Source organism: Streptococcus sp. ALY_208 (assembly GCF_058314295.1).
This window is the reverse complement of sequence record NZ_JBZFUI010000004.1, coordinates 94,536-116,828: the sequence shown is the minus strand read 5'-3', so window position 1 is coordinate 116,828 and position 22,293 is coordinate 94,536. Positions and strand designations below refer to the sequence as shown.

Annotated in this window: 17 protein-coding genes and 1 pseudogene; 1 reads left to right on the top strand and 17 read right to left on the bottom strand. The window is 40.1% G+C overall.

Features of this window, described 5'->3' with window-relative positions; genetic code table 11:
- Window positions 1-3: 3 nt before the first annotated feature.
- The 6 genes from AC4HAI_RS05170 to AC4HAI_RS05145 form a co-directional block, all read right to left on the bottom strand.
- Window positions 4-2,004 (bottom strand): D-alanyl-D-alanine carboxypeptidase family protein, encoded by a 2,001-nt coding sequence (locus tag AC4HAI_RS05170; RefSeq protein WP_491110713.1) that lies wholly within the window; start codon window positions 2,002-2,004, stop codon window positions 4-6.
- A 12-nt stretch (window positions 2,005-2,016) separates the two neighbouring features.
- The gene (locus AC4HAI_RS05165; RefSeq protein ID WP_491110712.1) at window positions 2,017-2,406 is read right to left on the bottom strand and encodes a hypothetical protein; all 390 of its coding nucleotides are present in this window, start codon (window positions 2,404-2,406) and stop codon (window positions 2,017-2,019) included.
- A 14-nt stretch (window positions 2,407-2,420) separates the two neighbouring features.
- Window positions 2,421-3,119 (bottom strand): hypothetical protein, encoded by a 699-nt coding sequence (locus AC4HAI_RS05160; RefSeq protein ID WP_491110711.1) that lies wholly within the window; start codon window positions 3,117-3,119, stop codon window positions 2,421-2,423.
- Between the two features lie 15 nt (window positions 3,120-3,134).
- Complete coding sequence (locus tag AC4HAI_RS05155; protein ID WP_491078492.1) at window positions 3,135-5,132, bottom strand: virulence factor; 1,998 nt, start codon at window positions 5,130-5,132, stop codon at window positions 3,135-3,137.
- Window positions 5,133-5,134: 2 nt separating this feature from the next.
- The gene (locus AC4HAI_RS05150; protein WP_491078493.1) at window positions 5,135-5,914 is read right to left on the bottom strand and encodes a TraC-like domain-containing protein; all 780 of its coding nucleotides are present in this window, start codon (window positions 5,912-5,914) and stop codon (window positions 5,135-5,137) included.
- A gap of 216 nt (window positions 5,915-6,130) precedes the next feature.
- On the bottom strand, window positions 6,131-6,538 hold the full coding sequence (locus AC4HAI_RS05145; RefSeq protein WP_491110710.1) for a hypothetical protein: 408 nt from the start codon (window positions 6,536-6,538) through the stop codon (window positions 6,131-6,133).
- Between the two features lie 175 nt (window positions 6,539-6,713).
- Here AC4HAI_RS05145 and AC4HAI_RS05140 point away from each other — a divergent pair, with 175 nt between their 5' ends.
- On the top strand, window positions 6,714-7,139 hold the full coding sequence (locus AC4HAI_RS05140) for a hypothetical protein (protein WP_491110709.1): 426 nt from the start codon (window positions 6,714-6,716) through the stop codon (window positions 7,137-7,139).
- 57 nt (window positions 7,140-7,196) lie between these two features.
- Here the strand turns inward: AC4HAI_RS05140 and AC4HAI_RS05135 are convergent.
- The 11 genes and pseudogenes from AC4HAI_RS05135 to AC4HAI_RS05085 all read right to left on the bottom strand — a co-directional run.
- A pseudogene (locus AC4HAI_RS05135) lies at window positions 7,197-7,781 on the bottom strand (transposase); the annotation flags it as partial.
- A 453-nt stretch (window positions 7,782-8,234) separates the two neighbouring features.
- On the bottom strand, window positions 8,235-10,088 hold the full coding sequence (locus AC4HAI_RS05130) for a pLS20_p028 family conjugation system transmembrane protein (protein WP_491110707.1): 1,854 nt from the start codon (window positions 10,086-10,088) through the stop codon (window positions 8,235-8,237).
- Between the two features lie 6 nt (window positions 10,089-10,094).
- Window positions 10,095-11,237, bottom strand: a complete 1,143-nt coding sequence (locus AC4HAI_RS05125) for a hypothetical protein (protein ID WP_491078497.1) — start codon at window positions 11,235-11,237, stop codon at window positions 10,095-10,097.
- Between the two features lie 25 nt (window positions 11,238-11,262).
- Entirely contained in the window at window positions 11,263-11,625 is a 363-nt protein-coding gene (locus AC4HAI_RS05120) for a hypothetical protein (protein ID WP_491110706.1), read from the bottom strand.
- A gap of 121 nt (window positions 11,626-11,746) precedes the next feature.
- Complete coding sequence (locus tag AC4HAI_RS05115) at window positions 11,747-13,903, bottom strand: AAA family ATPase (protein WP_491110705.1); 2,157 nt, start codon at window positions 13,901-13,903, stop codon at window positions 11,747-11,749.
- Window positions 13,904-13,916: 13 nt separating this feature from the next.
- Window positions 13,917-14,255 (bottom strand): hypothetical protein, encoded by a 339-nt coding sequence (locus tag AC4HAI_RS05110; RefSeq protein ID WP_491110703.1) that lies wholly within the window; start codon window positions 14,253-14,255, stop codon window positions 13,917-13,919.
- Between the two features lie 124 nt (window positions 14,256-14,379).
- Window positions 14,380-15,432 (bottom strand): hypothetical protein, encoded by a 1,053-nt coding sequence (locus AC4HAI_RS05105; protein ID WP_491110702.1) that lies wholly within the window; start codon window positions 15,430-15,432, stop codon window positions 14,380-14,382.
- A gap of 1,136 nt (window positions 15,433-16,568) precedes the next feature.
- The gene (locus AC4HAI_RS05100) at window positions 16,569-18,209 is read right to left on the bottom strand and encodes a CHAP domain-containing protein (RefSeq protein WP_491110701.1); all 1,641 of its coding nucleotides are present in this window, start codon (window positions 18,207-18,209) and stop codon (window positions 16,569-16,571) included.
- A 424-nt stretch (window positions 18,210-18,633) separates the two neighbouring features.
- The gene (locus AC4HAI_RS05095) at window positions 18,634-18,975 is read right to left on the bottom strand and encodes a hypothetical protein (RefSeq protein WP_491110699.1); all 342 of its coding nucleotides are present in this window, start codon (window positions 18,973-18,975) and stop codon (window positions 18,634-18,636) included.
- 55 nt (window positions 18,976-19,030) lie between these two features.
- Window positions 19,031-20,233, bottom strand: a complete 1,203-nt coding sequence (locus tag AC4HAI_RS05090) for a hypothetical protein (protein ID WP_491110698.1) — start codon at window positions 20,231-20,233, stop codon at window positions 19,031-19,033.
- A gap of 2 nt (window positions 20,234-20,235) precedes the next feature.
- Window positions 20,236-22,284 carry a hypothetical protein gene (locus AC4HAI_RS05085; RefSeq protein ID WP_491110697.1) on the bottom strand — a complete coding sequence of 683 codons (2,049 nt, stop codon included), beginning with the start codon at window positions 22,282-22,284 and terminating at the stop codon, window positions 20,236-20,238.
- Between the last annotated feature and the right edge of the window lie 9 nt (window positions 22,285-22,293).

Genomic DNA, 22,293 nt, shown 5'->3' with positions numbered 1-22,293 from the left:
TCTTTATTTTTTCTTCCATTGTGGTTTTTTGTTGTCAGGATAAGCAAAGGTAAAGCCTTTTTCTTTTTGTTCCTCTTTACGTATAATACGATAATTCCAAGTATCGGATTTTCCAAAATGATCGGCACCAGATAAAGGTGTATTTTGCTCAATAACCAAGAGATCCCCATTTTCAAACACGTGACTGACAATACCAGTATGACCATATGGTGCTGGTCCACAAGAAAAGATAGCGCCTTCTTTTGGTGTTTTCTTTTCTGAATTCCCAAAGAAAGGTGCCCAAGAAGCAACTTGATCAATTCCATTCCCCGATGTAATACCATCGTGTCCCCAGATGACATTACCAAGCGATTCTGTCAAGTCAACACATTGACCAGAGTGTTCAAGCCATCCTCCTGGTCCTCCATATTGTAAGCCAGCATCTTTTGGATCGTGAGCATACTGCTTCAAACTCGATGGCAAATCATCAGGTTTATAGCCCCAAGCTGTTGCATCCCCTGGTACTTTACCAGTACCATCAGCTGCATCTCCGCCATCTTCATCAGAGTCTTCACCTCCATCACCACAATCACTAGAGCTGGATCCCCCATCTCCATTTTCATAGTCTTCTAATTCTTTGACGTAGTCTTCCAGTGATTTGTTTTTCTTTTTGTAGAGATATTGGGCACTTTCTTTACCGACGTAGCGATAATGCCAGTCTTCCGATCCAACGCCAGTACTAGATTTATAGTCATCTTTAAACCGTCTAATAAAACCGAGTTCCGCAGCAGCCTTTTCTAAGGCTTGATCATCTTCTTTACTCATTTGATTAAGGGAATCGACAGTAGAAATATCGATGGCTAAGCCTGTCTGGTGTTCAGAAGCCCTAGGAGGCTGAGAATACTCTTGGACAACTTTCTCAGCTTCTTCTTTAGAAATCCCACGGTCTTTCATTTCCTTGTCAACGTAACCATTGTAGAGTTCTTCTTGCTTCGCCACGCTACGATAGCCTGAAATCAAATGGAATTTAGGATTAATTTCTTGAGCTTTTTTAAGCAACTGCTCGGTCGCGTCTTTAATGCGGGAATCGACTTCAATATTTCCGACTTGCGAAACCTTCGGATTCATCTCATCTTTTTTATTGTCTCGATTGACAACAACTAACTCCCAGCTCTTATAATCAACATCGGGTAAGTCAGATTTTTTGGGCTCCTCACTGTCTTCCTCATCTTCATTATCATCTGAAGATTTATCCGATTGTTTACTGGCTGCTTTAGCAGGTTTTTCACCATACTTGTCAATGGCTTTTTTATCCAACCACTTATATTTTTGTCCAATCATTTCGTAAGCAGATTTCAAGGAATTATAGTAGTTCGGATCTGTCGCCCATCCTCCATCTGCAATCGCTTTAAGAGTAGATAAGCCATCGGTATTATTGACAGCTCCAGCATAGAGGGTTTGATTGTGCATAAACTCAGCCTTCCCTACGATACCAGCATCGTAGGATTTAAAGTAAGCATAACTACCACCTGTATTATCACCAACTGTGATCCCTGGTCCTCTGTCACTAACAGCGTCATCACCGTAGTATTCCATGGTTTTGGGAAAATCAGCCTTGGTCGACCATTTTACTCCTCCCATATTATGACCCTGCCAAAACGAGGTGCCATTAGGATTACTAAAATTAAAACCGTATTCAATATAGGTTTGTGCTATAGAAGCTGACGGTAAAAATCCTCCTGCCCCCCAAGATTTGATATAAGCTTCCTCATGCTTTTTCACAAATTCTTCAATAGAAACATTTTCAGATACCGTAGCATCTCCTGTACTACCATTGCTATTCGTGTCACCATCGCCGTCATCAGTACCACAAATTGCCGAGATAGAAGCCCCTCCTCCTGCAACTCCGACAAAAAAGGTCGTGACCAGTGCAATTGATAATATCGCTAATAAAATAGCGACCAAAATTGGAAGTAGTTTGAGCCACAAGGCTTTTTTAGCATGAGCTTTAAGATACCTGTTCATAACTCTCCTTTTTTAGTTGAGAAGAATCTCTAATAAATACCAGATAACCCCGATACCAGTTAGGAAAAATACTGCAGGAAATAAGCGTTTCCTTAGAAAATAGTCATTTCTCTGCTGCTGGCGGTCATACAAGTCATCATTGTCATCACCAAACATCTCCGTATAGCTGTCTCTAGCATCTCTGTAGCCACGTTGGGTATCATCGACGACAGTCAAAAATCGTTGTCGTATCGAGCGTTTCTGGTTATCTTCTCCTTCTAGCTCCTCCTGATTTTCCAGATCTGCAATATAGTCTAGGTGTCCATCATAATCATCATCCTCATAACGATAATTATCCGAACTCGCTAATATTAGATCATCTTGTCCTTCTACAGGATTTTCTTCGTCAAAATAATTTACCATTGCAGTCCCCTTTGCTATTTTGTATGATTTAAAAACTTTAAGATACCTCGACTTGGAGTAGTCTCAAAATAATCATTAACTATTGTATATCCTGGGATCCCTTTAATTTTAAAGAACAAGGTTCTCTTTGAGTCTGATAATCCTGATTGACGATGACGAATTGTATGTAGCTCTTCTTTTATCACCTTAAAATCATCAATGTTGATCCTATCTAAGTCCATAAAGATGGCTTCATACTCTTTGTACTTATGTCGATTATTATACCTTTGCTGATATTGCTTTTCTGGGGCAAATGTTTTCGTAAAGAGTCCCACTTTTCGTGCTATACTCTGGCGATGTTTTCTTTCCAAAAAGCCAACAAATAATAAAATCAAGATGAACAGCAGACTGTTCAGACCAAACTCGTTCGTTAGAGTGATGGGCAAAAACATGAAGGCCAAAAATAGCTTAATAGCATTTCTGCGACCCGTTGCTAGTAAAATCAGGATGAAAATCATTCCCATAAATAGATAGGGAGAAAAAGCTAATGTGAGGTAAGAAAGACCATAAAGAGCAGCTAGGTAAAAGTAACTATAAGCATAACTAAATAAGATACCTGTCCCAAAAACAACTGTTATCACCATGCGTAGCCAGAAAAAAGTTCTTAAGCTCTTGGTTGAGTTAAAATAGTTGACGCTAAAGAGATGCAGCATTTTCAATCCATTCGTAAACATTTCCAATCTCCTTTATTACATCGATTCCAGATAGCGATAACGTTCCAATTCCCAGTCACTAAACTCCTGGGCAAATACGATATTTGAACCACCTGAAATATTCATCAAAAAGACACCTTCGGATAGGCGTGGCAGGGTATCCAGCTCACTTTCTCGTAAAGATCCTAGAGTTTGTGCAATTGGTCCAATAGCTGACTCTTCTGTTTGAGCAAATAGGCGGTATTGAGTCGCTTCAAATAACCGTCGAACGGCATTGGCATAATCTGACAGTCCTGCGTTATTTGTTCTCAAGACATTCTGCAGGCTTCTCATCTCAAGGACCATAGCTCCGAAGTTTCGTTCAACCGTATTTAAAATATCTGCGAGGTAGCTGACGGATTGACTATAGCGCTCATCCAATATTTTATCTGCACTTGAAATATTAATAATGGAATGGATATATTGCGCACGATTTTTTTCTTTGCCGTCAATCAGATCCTGTTCATATTTTTGATTTTCAAGCTTACCATTTGCGACTACATACATTTGAATCAATCGTAGAGTTTGGATCATCTGCAGATTCATCAAGCGATCATCATTGATACTTGATAAATCAAACGTTACTGACGCTTCTCGGCTAAAATCCTCAAAGGTGGTAATCCCGTCGAAAAATGGATACTGGGACTTAAGGTCATCAAAGTTATTGATCAGATTTTCCGTCATTTTTCTTTTATTGTCATTATCTCCTCCAGGATTATTGGCATAGTAGATGCGTTGATTATCTAAAAAGGAGATGAAATCCGTTAAGATAGGGAATTGTTCCTCGACGATATTTGTGATGCGGTTATCTGGATCATCAATCGTCTCATCTGGATTTTCTGGCCAAAAATTGTTGTAAACATAAAATTGACGAACCATACTTTTAAGATGACTAATATGTTCGCCATCAAGATCAGGAGACCAGGCTTGGGCGATAGAAGCAATGGCTTCGATATGATTGGTAAAAGATGTCCGCTCATCTACAGTTACCCCATCTTCATAGGTATTGGTCGGTAGAACTTGCATAATATTGAGCTTATAACTATCGCTAATCCCACTCATATCAATTCTGATTCCATGCTGGATTTCATTAATACGTGGGATACCTGGCTCGCCTTCATTTGTCCGGCAAAATGTCTTATCGAGATCGATATTGAAAAGTTTATTACCACGGGCATAGAGGGTATCCGCATTCTTGACAAAAAACGTCTTTTGCCCCATTCCTGAAGAACCTGAGATGATCATATTAGGACGCTTTCTATTCTCATCGCGTGTCAATAAATCAAAATTAAAGACACCTTCTGTTAAGGTCGCACCAAAGAATGATCCATAAGGATCCTCTAGCTTAGTGTGATCTCCCCAAAACCCTGCTCCCAAAGCTGTCACTAAGAGGGGCTGGGGGCGCCTTGAGTTTGGCGTATTTTCCAGACGGTTAGCAGGAATGAAGGGAGCATGATACTCTAGCTCTTGCTCTCCCAAAAAAACTGTCAACTCAAAACGAGAAACCTCATTTTTAACACGTTCGACTTCATTTGCTAATTCTTCTGGGGTTGAAGCAGAGATATAGATGCGAACCCAAATGCCTTTGACACTCGTCCCAAAGGTACGGACAATCTGCTCCATGTCCCTCAATTCTTCGAATTCGTCATATTCTCTTTGCTCATCCATAGCTGTCCGGCTGTGACCGAGGCGACTTTGTTTTTCAGAAATCGACTTCCTAAATGCATCATCTAACTCTTGTCGTTCGATCTCTGAGACGTGCATGAAAGATATGGTATCGCGAATCCCCATAACCTCCTTTGCCCAGAAATAGCCAAGACCATTTTGCGGAAAACCTGTGACAAAGATAGAGGTATGATAGCCGTCCCCACTATGCCAAGAATCATTGCTTTCTGTAAAGCTGATATTGCCCTTGGGCTGGGTTTGCTTGATGAAATAGTGGTCAAACCCTTGTTGTTGCTGCTGTTTAAGTTTCTTTTTGTTTAACCGTGCCATATCTAAACCCTTTCATTTTGATTGTTATACTGCTTAATAATTTGTCTTTTTTTAGCATCACTAACCACGCGCGGGCTAAAGCCAGAATTACCAGATGAGATACAATCTCTCACATTCTTGGCTAGCTCACTAGGGGTATCTCCAAAAATTAAAATCAGAAACTCTGAATTGTAGAGTTCTGCACTGACACGCTCTTCCATCTCGATATTATTTTGCAGAGCCCGCCTTCTGTCTTCCAGCTGCTTTAGTAAGCGCCTATCTAGGTTAGGATTTGAGATCTGGGCTGTGATTTCCCTATAAATACGATTGCTCTCATTGATCTGATTTGCGGTATTGGTTGGTAGAGTTGTCCCCTCAAAGGTCAAAGGACGTGGGTAGCGGGCTAAAAATGACGTAAAACTGGTCACCACATAGTCCTGCTCCTCCTCAGATAGGGAACCTAGGTCTTGTCCTTCTACCTCTAAAATCTGCATATAGCGCGTGTATTTATTATTGATTCTGATTGGGTGTCCCTTTTCCTCTGTGACAATGGCTACTGTATCCATCAAGTCAGCGGTCGAGAGAAAGTCATTATCCATCTCTTCTGGTGCCATAAATTCAAAGGACTGGTCTCTCAGGCGGCTCAGACGACTGCTACTTGTTGCTGCAGGACTTGCGCTAGACTTAGACTTTTGAGCTTCTGTCGGCATGATGTTGGGGCGGTTCTCAAGGTTTTCTACTCTACTTTTAATCGCAGCTAGGCGGCTTGATCCCGCCCTCGTGCCATTTTTCTTTATAGCCATTCATTTACCTCACTATTCATTGATACACTTCTATCATAACGAAAATTTGGTTGGGTATTTTTTATAATAAAAAGTATTGTTCTTGACGATAGAGAAGCGTTGATCTATTGTGATCCTTTTCGTCAAAAAAGCTGTTCTGATGTGTCCCAGAACAGCCTAGAGAATAGAACTTAGATAGATTAGTCAGCGTATGATATTCTTCTGAATAGTCTGCTGCTATTCGTCCTCCGATTTGACTAACATTTTTTTATATTCTTTACTTCCTTCTCTAACAATAATTTCGGTATCATCTATTTTTATTTTATCATCATTGATCTTATCAAAATCATATGAATCTAAACTATCGCTCATTTTTCCACCATCCCAATCAATCGTGCACTTTTCACCCCATGAGAGCGTCATAACGTCATCATCGAAATATATGGTATCACCAGAAATCGTTGCAAAAGGCTTAGCATCGGGATATATCCCCATAGTTGCTAGATACCATTTACCATCCATGGTTTGCTTGCTGGATGAAGGCTGGGACGAAGCCTTTGAAGCGTCATTTCCTTTGGAGCAACCTACTAAAAGCAACAGGCCTCCTAACAGTAAAATTAAGGTTCCTAGTCTAAATTTTTTCATGCTTTCCTCCTTATCATCACGGATATGCTTTTGCTGTACTAAGTCAACTCTATTCTCGTCTCTACTTTATCAAAAATTTGGTTGGATAGTTTTTATAATAAAAAGTATCGGAACCTCCTTAATTATTTTGCCAAAGATGGTATAATGAGGGCAAGGTGCATATGAGGTGGTTTTTATGTTAAAAGATAGTTTTTATGAGATGAGTGTCTTTCTTTTATTGGTTATTCTGGCTTGGAATGTTTTTTGTGCGATTGGCTACTCTTTGATTACTAAATTCTTGAGTAAAAACCGGATGCGATCAAGATGGGTTCGTATCGGGCTTTTGGTTCCTCTGATGTTCTTTGGGGGCTTGGGAGTATCGCTGGTATCTTTTTTCATCTTTTCTGATATTCCTGCAGAGACTGTGGATTTTAAAATTGCTAGGCGAATCGGTAGGTATCTAACCGTTATGATGACAATTGCAGTTGTACTGTTCGTTCTTATGCTCTTTATTCAAACATTAGCATCTGCTGTACCTGATTTATTAGTACTTATACTTATAATATCCGTATCAACACTTTATGTTTTTCCTGTAGTTAGGGTGTTTGTTATTAATAAATAACTCAATACCTACGGTGTTAGTAGCAAAATCCCATTTTATAAGGAAAGCTAACATGCTCTACCTAAAAAAGTTCCACCTCCCCTTTAGACTTCTCGCTAATAGTCTTTCGATGTCACTCAGCACACAAAACGGAGATTATGTTTCAATGTTTTTCCTTTCACCTTTCACCTTTGAACATCAAATGAGGGTGCTCCTTGGCATTAGCCATATTGCTCCTCGAAGATATTTAAAAGCAGTGTTTTTTCTGGTGTTAAATGCTGTTTCAAAGCCTGACTAAGGTAACCTAAGTCTCCTAAAACAATAGAAAAAGTTGTGGACTCAAGTAGTTCTTCAACCACTTGACATCATAAACAGAGGCCACCATAACTCACAATAAAGCCTAATAAAGTGACCAACAGATGAGATTTGAAGCCGTAAAACCACATCTTTTTGGGAGGATTACCGATATAGGGAACTATCTATACTAACAATATCATCCTGGGGAATGCGTTTCTGTAAGGGAATGAGATGGCTAGCTTTATAAAATCGTGTTTACTTCAAGCTCGTTTTTACAAGAAAGACTTGCCATAATTGATAAAAGCAACATTAAGATTTGATCCCAAGTTCAGCTTGAAACACGAGAAAGATAAGAATAGAATTGTTCTTGGATTAGTGACATTCCTGGAGATAGTGCTGATTTTCGAATTACTGGAGGGAGTTGGTTGATATCTAACGCTTATAATAGCCATTACAGTTATCATGCTTATTATTGGACTCATGTTCCAGACCTGTGCGTCTGCTCGACTTGGACTACTGGTACTTATACTTGGAATAACAATAGGAGTAGTAGCGTATTTTGGAATACCTGTGTCCCGTGTCATGTTGTCAATGATGAAATCAATATTCAGCAAAGTAACCAAAGCATACAGTTTAGATGTTAAAATAGCTAATATATCGGCCAGCCTATGAAAAGCTTTTGCTAAGATAATTAGCTCTTGATCAATTCTAATTTATTAAGGAATTACCACAAAAAGCAACAGACAAAGATCTGTTGCTTTTTCCTTAGTTGGAACTATCTTATCTCAAACTCTTATCATTAAAAATAGGTCAAACTAATCAGCGGTAGTTCCTCCTTCTTTGACTTTTTAGTCTTTGCTGTTTCAGGAAATCATCTTTACGACTTTTTTCTTCTTGTTTTTGTGACGATACACTTTTTTCTGGCCCTTGCATCAGCTTGTCAGAATATTTTTCCATATTGCTGTCAAGCTTATCTCGTTTATCTGCATAATTGTTTCCCGTCTTAGAGAGGCGAGTTTCCTTAACTACTTGCCTAGCTTGTTGTTTTCCTACGCCACGCTTAGTAGCATTGGACACAGCATTATGACGGGCGACCGAACTTTGAACAGCTCCGACTAGGCCACCTGTTCGTGTATTTGGTTCCCTACCTCTGACAATACGACTAGTAGCTTCTTTCGCTTTATCTTTCGCTTTATCTTTTGCTTCTTTTGCTTTATCTTTGACTTTTCTTCTCGCATTATCTACTCTGTCAGCTGCTGCTTGTGTCTCTGCCCCACCATATGATGCTGATTCTGGACTAATCCATTGTTCAATAAATTGACTACCATTTATCATAACGATCATAATACTGATGTAAAGAAAAACTTTAGCCAATAATCCTTCATAATAACCTAAGCTACTGAAATAGGTACTGGAAGAGCCGCCAAAATTCAACTTAAAAGTACTGATATTTTTAAGCACTTCCATACTGAGCTTGAGCATGGCGATATCTAAGAAGAAGGCTGAAACCCCTGTCAGCAGTACTGTGATGAATTTTTTGAGCTGAGTAGGGTTACCCACATTGATATAGGCGACAATGGGGGCAAACCAAGACTGATAGATAATCCTAAAAATAGAGATCCCATACTTGATGATCATGACGGAAAGCACAATAACTAGGACGATCTGCTGGGCAAAAAGGGTTATCCAGTTGACCTTGTAGCGCAGGTAGACTGGTGAGAAGAGTCCGTTGAGATTCGTGGCTTTAGCGGTGTCGGATTTTTCAATCACAACTGTATCATCCTTGCCGTCTCCTTCATAATTGCCCAATTTATGGCTTAGGATACTTGCTGCTCCTTTATAGTTCTTATTTTTTTTACTTTTATCGATAAATTTATTTAAGGTATCTTTATCGGGAGAACCAAGCCAGTCGTCAAAATGGGTACTCATGATATTATCCTTGGTAATCTTGTTGAGCTCGATGCCTTTTTGGGCCTTGGATTGGAGGAGATAGCCTGTCTCAGCATCATAGCCCAGTTTTTTGGTATCAAAATTATTTTTGACTAACTGCAGGAGATCTGTGGTATTGTCCTTGATGGGCTGCAGGGCTAGAGAAGTCTCCTGATTTTTGCCATTAGCATCGTACTTGTAGAGCTCTTGACTGCTGGTGCCAAAGAGGTTGGCTGCAGAGCCTATCGCCTGGGGCAGAAAGGCCGTGGTAAAGGTGGCAAGGATCACTCCGACCAGCAGGTCCTTGTAGCGGGCTAGGGCATTATTGCCAAACCAGGCTCCTATAATATAAAGAACGGCGGCGGCGACACCGATCGTCATCCCCAGTACCTTCATCCAGGTGTAAAACTGACCGAAAAAGGTACCCGTATCTGAAAAGCTGTCAATAAAGCCAAATAATTTAAAGATATTTCCTATGATGTTCTCTAGAGCACTGGTAAAGGAATAGAGGGTCTTCATGACCAGTTCTGGAAGCTTCATGAGGAAGGTCAAAAATTTTGGCATGGGGCTGAGATAGACTGACCACTGATTATAGAACTGACCCATCATCCTCGCTGTTGGATCATCACTTGGGTTAGGGGTTATACCATTACCGATCTGGTCGGAAAAATCTGAGCTCATCATCCCCTTTTTGCCATTGATAGCATCAATCATCTCATTTAAATTTGCGAACTTTTTGGCCATGAGTCATCACTCCTTATCCTTGGCATTAGGAGTTTCATAGGGGCTTGAAACCGGTTCTTTAGTCACTAGGTAGCCGTACTTGGCTTTTCTGTCTTTCTTGATCTCAAAGCTGATCCGATTGGTATCGACTTCACCATCAGTAGATTTGGTGGTAACGACGTAAGTCATTTGATAGACTCCGTCTTTTTGATACTTGACAGACTCTAGCAGGGCTGTCTGGACATCCGCTTTTTCAGGATAGGTGTATTTGGCATCCCCATTAGATAAAAAGTCTGTGATGTTATCCTTTGATCCTGAGTAGTAGAAGGATAAGAAATAACGGCCAAAGACATCTGCTGCGTGCTCATTGTCAACCACATCAGCTGTCTGTGCCTGCTCTTGGTAGGCTTGGGTAATGACACCGTTGGTCTTGTTGAGTGATCCTTTATTGATCAAGCCAAAAACAATCCCTATCAGCCCAATCAAGATGGCTAGGATAGATAAGATAGAAAACCTGATATTGATTGATTTGATTTGTTGGCGGATTTCCATTTCATTGCGTTTAGCGGCCCGCTCTTTATCACGCTCTAACTGGGAAACAGCCTCTTGAGGTCTAAAGATATCTGATACCTCTTCAGGAGTTGGTAGTACAAACTGTGCCATCTGCTGATTCGTGAGGTCTAGGCTAAGCTTATAGGCCTGCATCACTTCTCTAAAATAGGCAACCACATCATCGTAAGTATAGCCTGCCGCTGCATAACCTCTTGCTGTAGAGCCTCTAAACCCTTCCTGTATAAAAATCGTTAAGATATTCGTATAGTAGGCATTAATGGTGAACCCTTCTATGGCTACTTCATCGATGGTACTTGGTTTAAATCTTCCCTCTTTCAATCCTTCCTCATTATTGGCTAGAGATACTTTCTTAAACGAAAAGTCTCCTAAGACTTCCTTGATTGTCCCAAATAGCAGCTCTGCATGTGAGAATGGCAGATAGGAGTGTTTGAGGCACTCTGCAATACCATCGCTGACACCACTCGAAAAATAGGTGTCATCCAACTCTTTAATCATTTGAGATAATTCAGGCATGTCACTAGGAGACTTCCCTTTTTGCCATTCAATGTAAAGGAAGGATGTATCGCTAAATATAGCATTTTTAACAATACTTCCCATATGTCTTTCCTTTCATTAATAATAATCAACTACCTGCCAAGGTAGCAGCGTAGGCTATGATACCTGTTATCATGGCCATAATGACGACACCCATGATAACCCACATAATATGAGCTTTGGCCCATTTACGTGTACTATCAGAAATCATGAGTCCAATAGACCCGATAATTCCCATCAGTGCTGCAACGGACATTCCAATCAATTTGGCATTTTGTCCAACTTCGTCGGCACCTTTTTGCAGTTTAGCCGTTGGGTCTCCGCCGGCCGCATAGACCTTGTTGCTAAAAGCTGCTAGGGTCACTAAAATAGCTAATACTGTTAGAGTTTTGACCATTGGCTTAACCATTTGTCTACTCTTGATCAAAAAAATGTGCATTTTGTTTTTCACATTTAATCTCCTTTCTTGTTCTTGTTTCCATCATACCTTATTTTGGGAGGAAAACTTTTTATTATAAAAAGTTCTCATTTTTGTGGGTGCTTGGTTGATACCATTGAACCTTCCTCATGATTTATACATAGCTTTTTCTTTTTCGTTCTCTAGGATTTGCGGGTATCTGATTGGTGTTAAGGGTTACTGGTTCAGAAACCTTATCCTTAAGATATTCTACTGATAGGACAGACTCATGCTTTTCATCCCATGTCGCATTAACAGCTCCTACTTCTATCAAGGTCTCAGACCACTCAGGAGGGGTAGATAATTTTACAGGGATGATTTCCAAGCAGCGTTTATCCTTGTGCTCTCGTTTACCATTTTCAAAGCGTTGAGGGGCCTCACCGGTCTCTTTAATGATCACACGATACCATTCATCGATACGTCCTAATAATTCTAACTGCTCGGAAACTTCATCAATGATTTCATCTTGAAAGAGACGCTTCAAAGGTCTGGCTCCCATTTCAACATCCACCCCATTACGGATGAGGTAGTTGAAATATTGTTCTTTATTTTCAACGACTAATTCAATATGATTTTTAAAGAAAAATTTACGCTGGTTCTCAGCAACAAGCTTAACAATATCTGTCAAAATATAGTGATCTAGCATATTAAAAACAATAATAGCTCCCCAGCGATTAAGGAACTCCGGTCTGAATTTTGTTCCGAGAACTGCTTTGACAGATTTGACCAAATTATCATATTCATCCTGGTTCATATGACTGATACCACCACGTTTTCGAGCATTTTCATTTTTGATTTTTTCTGCTCCTTCATTGGTGGTGCCAATGATAATAACATCTTTGCAGCTGATTTTTTCTCCTTGGCCAGTTGAGACATGACCATCATCTAGTATCTGCAAGAAAAGATCCCAAATAACAGGTGCTTTATCCAGCTCATCAAATAAGAGGACTGAGTAGGGTTTTCGTTTGACTTGATCTGTTAGGATACCACGACTATTTTCATCTGCCGATCCGATCAAACGCTCCAGGGCATTAGGAGTATTGAACTCTGAACAGTCAATACGTATCATCTCACTTTCTTGACCAAATTCACACTCAGTCAGAGCTTTAACCAGCTCAGTTTTTCCTGTACCAGTAGTCCCGACAAACAAGAATGATCCTCTGACAGATGTCGAATCTGATAATTTTTGTTTAGATCGGGCCATGGCACGCGCTACTTTTGCAATTGCAACATCTTGCCCTTTAACCCGCTTGGATAACTCTTTGCGGTAGTTTATCCGATTTTGCCCTCCAATACGAGCAATAATATCTACGGGAATATTCTTACGAGTGGCTAAGACTTCTGCAATATCTCTGATGTCTAACTCATCTTTGCCATCGACGACAGCGTGGGCCACAGCTGTATCAATAAGGTCAATCGCTTTATCCGGGAGAGCAAATTCCGGAATATACCGTACAGATAATTCTACCGCTGCTCGGACGACATCCTTGGAAATGGTAATATCCTGAGTTCGTTCAAATTGCTCCTTAATATGATTGAGCATATAAATGGTATTAGGAATGGAGGGTTCATGGATAGGTATTTGGGTTATTCGACGATTTAATGCTTTATTTTTTTCAATAGACCGGCGATACTCTTCTGGAGTTGTAGCGGCAATCAAATTAATTTCCCCGCGGGCTAAGGCAGGCTTAGCTGTTTCGGCTATATCTTGCATGCCTTCTCCGCTAGAACCCGCTCCGACGATTTGGTGTACCTCATCAATAAAGATAATATTGCGGTCTTTGGTATAGGTCAGCTCTTCAAAAATACAGCGGGCAATGCTAACACTATCCATATAGTCTCCATTGGGTAATTTTTTCGTTCCTTCAATGCTGGATAGTTCCAATTCCCAGAAAACTTTCTGATCCAAATTGGACTTTTTGGGAGCTTCTCCTTTTAATACCTGAACAACAATTCCTTCTACAATGGCAGACTTTCCTGTTCCTGCTTCCCCTACCAAACAAGGGGTATTTTTCTTTGTTTTATTCAAGGTTGTATAGACTTCTTTGATTTCTGTGTCTCGACCAAACACCTCAAAATCATCCAGTCTACTAGATAATTTCTCATTCATATTAGTACAGAAAAACTCTAGGAAAGAAAACCCCCACTTATCGATACCATAGGCTGTGTAATGAGTTTTTTTACCGTAATAAACCTTTTTGGGTATCTTCTCATCTCCATGAGTTCCTGCATTCGTCAAGGGATGATTGTTCTCTTTATTATTCTCTGTCACTGTCTCCCTCCTTTTAAGCACGATTGCGCGAGCGGTCTACGTCTGTTAAGACTTTATTCTTATAATCAATAGATTTAAAACTGTGTCGGCGGGTCGTCAAAAATAATTTAACCGCATAAAAGTTAGTTTTCTTATTGAAAGGAAAGACCAACCAAAACATGAACATAATATCTACCAGTAAGAATAAAACCAACATCCATATCCTTGTCTTTGGAAATAGATCCCCAAGAAAATAGTAAACGCCTACTGGCTCTAGGGTGACCAAACAAAGACTAGTGATACGCATCCCCATGACTTTGCTGGGAGCGAATAAGTCTTTTGGAATTGTAATATTTTCACGTAACTGATTCATTGTGACCTCCTTTATAAGTTAGGCTGTTAGCTTAAGTCAAGCCAGTATCCAAAACCATTGATGATCAATAGAGCTTAGGATGCCATTCCCAAATTTGACTAGAAAAATTCAAGTATTGTTGAATCTAATCAGATACCTCATCAGCATCCATGGTTACAGAAGTAACTGGGGAGCTAAAGTGGTAACTACCATCTTTAACCGCTCTAATATTACTATTTAACTGCTTAATAATAGCCTTAGCTGTTGTAATATTATCCCCAGCAGTTGTTATTTTTTCTGTGCTGGTATCAATAGAACGCTGAACTTCATCAATATCACTCTGCTTTTCAGTCAAGGCATCACCTACTAGATACTTGAGATCATTTTCCATATCTTCAATAGATTTTTCATTAGACTTCACGCTACTGTCTAAGGTCTTAATTGATTTATTCAATTTTTTAATCTGACCTTTTTGGAATTTTTTCTCATCTCCAAAAGCTTTCAGAGCAAAATTTTCTCTTGATAAATTATCCACAAATGTTTCTTTATAGAGTTTACTTTGTGGGGTCACCAGAAAATAAACTGAATCCTCTCCCTCTTCTTGTGCCTCAGAGGAGGTTTTAGGAGCGTTATCCTTATCATGTAAATAGTCGTCGTAATTTTCCAAATCAACATCTACACCTGTGGTTGCCGCTGTTTTATTGGTAATTTGAATAGAGAGAAGGTCATAATCTTTTGGGACATTTTTAATGACTGCTACCATTTTAGAATCTGTAACAGGGATGATATCCATGGTCATATCGGTACTGTCTGATAAGGTGCGTAATTCCCATTGAAGATTATCAGGACTGATACCTCGGTCTACTGTAGTAGTGTAATCAGAGGTATCAAACTCTAATAAAATAATGCCGTTCTTTTTAGAATAGTCTTCTGTCTTCATAACAATCTTACCCGTTCCATTCTCAAACTCACGTTCTGTGGCTAATTGATCAGATGAGTAAGTGACCCGTTCAGCTGAAAAAATCCCCATTAGAAGTAACCCAGCTAGAATACCTAAATAAGTACAAAAGGTAATAAATTTTCGAGTGACGATAGACATTCGTCTGGGTTTGAATTTTTTCTGGTGCCTTGGTTTCAAGAATCCTTTCAGACGCTCAATGGGACTTTTACGCGTTAAAGTCATCTCATTTTTTTCCATAATTCCCCCTAAATCATATATTTCATTGGTATCATATCATGATTGTTCGCTAAAAGAGTTTATAATAACAAGTTCTTGACTATATGTTGGAATCCTCCGCTTAAGTATCAGATCTGCAAAGAAGGGACAGCCGTCTTATGACTACTATTGATCGTTTTCTCACCTTTATGAATCTACAAAGAGAGAAAATTAGGTAGAAACAACAAGATTAATATCAAGATAGCTAGTAATACAATATAGCGCAAAAGTCGTAAGAACTGTTCAATACTTTCTGATATACATAAGAGAATAAATGTCCCAAAGCCCAGTAAGGCTAGCTGATGTAATGAGGGGGTAAACTGATACTCCCCCAAATTAAAACGAATCAAATAATCATTAACATAGCTCATTAGCTTACTGACTAACCATACCAAACCAGTTGAAATCATTAAGGAATAAATGATTCTGATTATTATCCTAGATGTTTCTTGATGCTTCACAAGGATTAATTTTTCTTGAGACGGAGTTCGTTCGACTCTAGAGATATATTTCTGTGATCGATTTACCAAGGAATCCCTGTCAAAAGATGTTTGTCCTTTATAAGCCCGTCTATGATTTCTATGACGCATTTTAACCTCCTACTATATATTATGGATACTATTATAGGAGAAAAAGGAGCAGGTACTCCTTATAATAAGATGTTTTCTATTTCATGTTCTTTTGTCTACTGGCTATGTAGTAGAAATTGGTGATGACCATCAAAGATTGTTGGTTATCTAACTCAGCGAGATAGTATTCGGTTTATCAAATTTCACAAGAAAGTTAGTGATCAATAGGAACTCTAATTTCCCAATTTTCTATCGTTTGTATAGAGGCTATAGCGTTTTAGACTGTTAAGAAGCTCCATCATAAAAGAAAGGATCGTTAAGCAAACTAATCGTCTTTTTAATACACTTAAAAACGCCTCCTTGCGGAGGCGCTCAGTGCCCAAGTCGATAGGGCTGTTGGTTGGTTGATATTCTTAAAGTATTCTACAAATTTAAGTAAAGGATTAACAGCTCTATCTTAGGGGTTATGGCTAATAGGGTCACCTACTAGCGATTGTTCTCTTGTACCAAGACAAAAAAACTCATGACTGGACTTGGGCACTGCTGGGATTATTTCTTCCCATATACATAGGTAAATTGGCTGGCTTGGACTGGGCTAAAGGTGCGGTAGGAAACCACGCCTAGTCCCATGGCATTGGACTCTGAAATGAGAATGCTGCCGTCTTTCTTGACGGCCTCAACAATGGCCACATGGCCGTAGTTGGGGTCGGCACCAGCTTGACCCGGTGAGAAGGAGAGGGCGGCGCCAACCTTTGGCTTATGCCCCGTCTCATAGCCTGACTTGTGCTGCCAGTCTCCACCGTTACCCATATAAGCATCAAAGCTATAGCCTAGCTCATGAGCGCGGTTATAGACATACCAAGTACACTGGCCATAAGCATAGCTTGAGGCGATATAGCTAGCGGTCTGGATCGGTTTTGAGAGGCTGAAACCTGCTGGTACCTTGCCCGCCATAGTCCCTGTGAGATGTTTGAGCTCCTCTGGAATGGCTGGCGTCCCACCGTGTTCATCGATATAGGTATCGATGTCTTGCATGATCTCGGCACGTCTGCGACCAGTGCCTGATGAGTCGGTGAAGTAGACACCGCCGTCTATAAAGGGATTGTAACGGCCTGAAGCCAGCTTTTTAGCCTTGTCATCCTGAATCTTGAAGGTCTGGTTTTTATGACCAATGATCGTCTCTTGAGTCAGGCGTTTGACAGCTGTGCTATCCTTATAGCGCTGGGCGTTATTGGGATTGCTGTCAAAAGCGCCGTAGCCAAACATATTAGCTCCTGGCTCCGTAGCGACGCCAGCTGTCCCTAGTGAACTCTCTGCCAGAGCGATGGCAATGATGGCTCTGGCATCCAGACCGCTTTCCTTTTCCCACTTGAGGACGAGCTTGCCGTTGATACGGTTGCGATCGTAGTTAATGCCTAGAGAATCCAGATAACCATCCAACTGCTGGGCTTTGATCCCATAGCGGTGGGAGAGGAGATTGTGAGTGTAGGCATCCTTACCCGACCAGTGCTCCACATAAGCGGTATAGGTCGGTGGAGTAGCTGGCTGGTCATCGAGAGGGCCGTATAAGGCCTCTAGACCAGAAGGCGTCTCAGACTGTGCGCCATTCAGATAGGTTAAGGCTGGAACTGGTAACACCATATTGACCCAGGGCTGGTTGCGCTTTTGAATCTTCTTGACCTTTTTGGTCGCACGAGGGGCTTGATGGACTGCCTTTTGGGGTGCTGGCTGATGCGCCTTGGCAGCTGCTTTTTGATCAAGCGGCTGATCGGCAGCTGGACTTGAAATCGGCGCCTCTGGGCTTGGGGCAGTTTTATCGGGGTCAGCGTCTTCTCGCGCTTCAGCTGATTCTGTGTCAGGAGCAGCCGCTGGTTGGGAGGCTTGGTCACCGCTTTCTGCCTCTGGGTCAGCTTCCGGAGAGTCAGATGCAGAGCTTTCCGACGTTGCTGGGGCTTCCTTGTCTTCATCCGATGATTGGTCCGATGCGCTTGAGTCTGCCTGGTCTTCTTCCTTGAAATCAGGGATACCATTGTTATCGTAGTCTTCCTTGAGGTCAGGAATGCCGTTGTGGTTGTCGTCTTCCCTGGTGAGCTGAGCTGACGACTCTTGCGCTAGAGCGACTGGAATTGTATAAGGCCCTAAGAGGGGCACTAACAATGCCAGCGATAGCCATTTGGTCTTGCGGTTCATATCACGTTCCTTTCTTGATTTGATAGGAAGGAGGATTAATTTCCAGATGCTGGAGCATCCATTTAAATTGACGCAGTGGTTGATTGGTGGTCCTTATCCCTTGCAAGCAAGTGATAGTCTCTAAACATCCACTGGATGTTTAGAGCTTAATCAACTGTGCGGAGGTGGGACAACGAAATCAAATTCTCCGAATTATTGATTTCTGCCCCACTCTCATCTATTTATCCGTAATTTATGAGTAAATTGAGGGGAGATTTTTGATTTTTTTGTGGATTTCTGCCTAAAAAAGGGTGCAGAAAACCTAGGGTGCACCGGATACTGGTGTCCCAAGGGTTTTATGGAAAGGATTAAGGAGTTGATCTTAGATCCTTTTTAAGGTGATAGATCAGCTGTCGTCTTTTTTTGTAAAATGACTCTGGAAGAATTACTTGCTTCCCTCAGTTAATCTTTTATAGGATTTAGATTTTTGGATGTCTTTCAAGGTATTTGGTGTTGGATCCCCCATTGTCTCTTTTATGTTGTAGGATAATTCAAAATCGGTATCTTTAAAGGCTTTGGCGACATCACCTAGGTAGGCATCAAATGATTTGAGCATGTCTTTTGTACTGCCTGCTGTATCCTTTATGGCTGTATTGCCTGACTTAATCGCTTCTGATGCAGTGGAGTCAAGTGTTTCTTCACCAATTTCCTTGATAGAACCACTTAAATCCTCATAGGCATTATCAACATTTTCTAGAACCTTAGTATCTATCTTTTTTTCTGCCATAGTTCCTCCCTTCTCATACTTTAGTTAGTTTTCGTCAGCGCTATCTGTAATCCGGCTAGTTGTCAATCTTATAGTACTTTTTGAATTCCTCATAAGATTTCACGGTGTGAGCTTTTCCATCTTTCGTATAGTCAGCAGGAATATTTACACCATCAAAGATATCTGTACCTTCCTCTGCAAAGAGTTGCAGGATTTTAGCGGTATAATCCATATCTGTTTTGTCATGCATGAGATACAAATTTCCACCATTTTTGAGAACCTCATAGACCTTGGGATACTTTTTAGCTATCTGCCAGTGGCTAGATTGTTTGATTCCTTCTTGGGTTAGACTGATAGACCTATTATTATGTAAAAACAGAATTCCTTTCTTCTCTAATCTATTGTCCAAATCACTCCTAAAAGTAAAACCAAATAAGCTAAGATCTCTGTCAGAAATCGATAATTCCCTGCCACTGCTCACTTTTTGAGTATCTAAATTGACATATAAAAAGGCATGTTCTTTTCTATATACTCCTGTAATTTCACGTATAGCAATCATTAGATAGCTCTTTCCCTTTCTCTCTACAACTTGTACAGACGAAGGGTAATAGTCAGAATTATATCCTCTCACTAGCTTAGGAATATCAATTTCAGTTGGTGAACTGAGCTTTTGTCCAGACTTTTTATAAACCTTAACGGACCAATATTCATCTTTTTTCAACTTATTGAGATCCAAAAGTCTAATTCCTTTTTCATCATAACTTAGACGTTTCTGTTCGTTAACAACATAATCGGAAGTAGAAGAAGAGGTTACACCTGAAGGACCATAATCAAAATTTTCTTTCGGAATATAGCGATCCGCCTTTTTGTCTGTGTTTTCCCAGTGAATGGCTACAGCTTGATCACCTAAAAATTCTGCCTTTTTGATTCGTTTTGGTGGCTTATATGAAAAAAATTTTTCGTAATAATTTTTCAGCTGTTGCTCTTTGTAATGCTCAATGCCTTGATATACACCAAATCCTAATAAAATGACCACTAGGGGCAATAGCAGTTTCCAGTAAGGTTTGAGTCTTGCTCCCACTAGTCTGAAAGGAAATGTTAGTTTTTCCCAATATTTAATAATACAAGCGAGAAGCAAGAAAACACACCATATCTTTATAGGGGTTCCTAATAGAGAATGCGGGCGATTCTGATCAGAAGTCGCATAGGCAAACCAGGCAAACGTTCCTAACAAAGAAAGAAAGAACATTAATGCTGTTAAAACACCTTTTTTAGTCAAAACTATTCCCCTACCTTCCCTTCATATACATCTTGATACTGGTCATTAACATAATTGTAATATCCGTCTTCACCCTTGTATGTTTTTCCAGTATTTGGGTCTGTATAACTATATTGACTTGTTTTACCCAAAGCCTGAGATACTTGAGCAACCTCATCTGCATTCAAATCAGATAATCGCACTTTGGAATTTGGATTGGTGAGATAGTCAATAACATCATCACTGTAGGCTTTATTATGATTTTCATCTTTAGCGTCTTCTAAATATGTTTTATACTTCTTCAATTCATCCGAATTTAGATATTCTGTCACCCCATAATCATCTATGTATTTTTCTTGCATCATTGATTCAAAATCATAAAAATGATCTCTTGAAGATGTCTGTGTTGTTTCGCCTTTTGAGTAGTACCAACCACCTTCATTAACTAAATTTCCAACGATATTATCTTTTGCTTCTTGTTTTCCATTTTCAGTATCTACTTCAGACATGATGTAATTTTTGACAAAATCTATCCCATCTTTTAGAACAGAAATACGATTTTGAGTTGCTTCTCCTATTTGAGACTGATCATTGGACGAAATAATTCCTACGGCCGTCAGAACATTAGCACCAGCTACTAATGAAGGAGATAGAGTTACTAAAGGAAAAGTAGCAGCACTTACTGCCAAATTTTTGACAAAGTCTTTCAGCCTATCATCCCTTTTCCTATTGAGTGCAGCAATAGTGGCTTCTTCTTGCCTATTATTAGCAGTTGCCGATGAATAGTTTATACCACTAGTGTATTGACCAGTAGATCCCTCTCCATTGAGATATGGTTTAGCATCCTTCTCATCAGTAGACTCCCATTGTTCAACATCAATCATCACATTTCCAGTAAAGTCCCCACCTGATGAGTACTCAAGTTTAACATCAATATTATATGAAACATTTAGATATTTACCAGAAGCGTACATCTCGCCTTGCTTTGTTCCAATTCCTAATGCTTCCATGGTCATATAAACACCATTTAGACCGTTGATATAAGTTAGATACTCTTGGAAATTTTCCATAGTTTCTGGAGGATAGGCGTCTGGATTTTCGTTTACGTCATACATTAAAGCCAATGCAGTTGCAGCTAGTCTATCACCAGCGTATAAAAATTGTTCTCTAAATTTTTGGGTCTTACTTACTTCTACATCTCCTTGTCCATTTAAAAACCTACTGAGATGATTTTCCCATCCGTCATACATCCAATCTATCTGCTCAGATACAATATTATCATACATCGCTTCGCTGATCTTATCTGGATCAAGTTCATATAGAGTCTCTGGTGTATTGCTCATAATAGATTTAAGAGCTTTGGCATCCTCTTTACTAGAAATGGCATCAATGTAGTACATCTCATCAGCAGACAGATAGCCACCAACAATGGCATGTGCGACATCACTAGGACTCCATTCTCCTATGTATCTTGCGTTGGCAATAATTTGCTTAAAGGCGCTAATCGCTTGAGCATTGGAGGAGAGATTGCTGGTAAAGGTTGTCCATGCGGTATTAACATTGGCAGCTTTTGACGTCCGCTTTTTTCCAGCACTTTGGAAATCTTCCAGCGCAGATGCTTTTATTTTGGATAAATCAGGAGCCTCGACCTCTGCGATGGCAGCGGCATAATCAAATGCTTTTTTTAATGCACCTACCGTCACATCTATTGCGACCATTTGATCACCAGAGGTGTAGCGTTTGTTTAAGTCACTGGCTCCTGTAGTATCCGACCACATCCGACTTTTAAAACCTTCCCCTTTGAGATCACCAGAGTAGGTCGAAACCGTCTGGGCATAATTTCCTAAAGAAACGGGAAATTGATCAAAGAGCTGTGACTGTATGGTATTGAGCTTGTTTAAGAAGGCTTCGATCGCTAATCCTTTTTGATCATTGGCTTCAATCGTGTCAACGGTATAAGTTCTGTAAGTCTTATTGGCTGATTCGGTATAGGTTTCCATGAAGTCATAAATGCTTGTCGCATAGTCGTCCAAGGTTCCTAAATTCTCTACTTTAGGGTAAGTTTCTCCCATAAACGATTC

Bases quoted from the DNA above. Each gene is read 5' to 3' on its own strand.
- AC4HAI_RS05105 (WP_491110702.1), bottom strand. From the start codon at position 15,432: ATGGAAAAAAATGAGATGACTTTAACGCGTAAAAGTCCCATTGAGCGT.
- AC4HAI_RS05165 (WP_491110712.1), bottom strand. From the start codon at position 2,406: ATGGTAAATTATTTTGACGAAGAAAATCCTGTAGAAGGACAAGATGAT.
- AC4HAI_RS05110 (WP_491110703.1), bottom strand. From the start codon at position 14,255: ATGAATCAGTTACGTGAAAATATTACAATTCCAAAAGACTTATTCGCT.
- AC4HAI_RS05095 (WP_491110699.1), bottom strand. From the start codon at position 18,975: ATGGCAGAAAAAAAGATAGATACTAAGGTTCTAGAAAATGTTGATAAT.
- AC4HAI_RS05130 (WP_491110707.1), bottom strand. From the start codon at position 10,088: ATGGCCAAAAAGTTCGCAAATTTAAATGAGATGATTGATGCTATCAAT.
- AC4HAI_RS05125 (WP_491078497.1), bottom strand. From the start codon at position 11,237: ATGGGAAGTATTGTTAAAAATGCTATATTTAGCGATACATCCTTCCTT.
- AC4HAI_RS05160 (WP_491110711.1), bottom strand. From the start codon at position 3,119: ATGTTTACGAATGGATTGAAAATGCTGCATCTCTTTAGCGTCAACTAT.
- AC4HAI_RS05085 (WP_491110697.1), bottom strand. From the start codon at position 22,284: ATGGGAGAAACTTACCCTAAAGTAGAGAATTTAGGAACCTTGGACGAC.
- AC4HAI_RS05100 (WP_491110701.1), bottom strand. From the start codon at position 18,209: ATGAACCGCAAGACCAAATGGCTATCGCTGGCATTGTTAGTGCCCCTC.
- AC4HAI_RS05170 (WP_491110713.1), bottom strand. From the start codon at position 2,004: ATGAACAGGTATCTTAAAGCTCATGCTAAAAAAGCCTTGTGGCTCAAA.
- AC4HAI_RS05145 (WP_491110710.1), bottom strand. From the start codon at position 6,538: ATGAAAAAATTTAGACTAGGAACCTTAATTTTACTGTTAGGAGGCCTG.
- AC4HAI_RS05155 (WP_491078492.1), bottom strand. From the start codon at position 5,132: ATGGCACGGTTAAACAAAAAGAAACTTAAACAGCAGCAACAACAAGGG.
- AC4HAI_RS05150 (WP_491078493.1), bottom strand. From the start codon at position 5,914: ATGGCTATAAAGAAAAATGGCACGAGGGCGGGATCAAGCCGCCTAGCT.
- AC4HAI_RS05140 (WP_491110709.1), top strand. From the start codon at position 6,714: ATGTTAAAAGATAGTTTTTATGAGATGAGTGTCTTTCTTTTATTGGTT.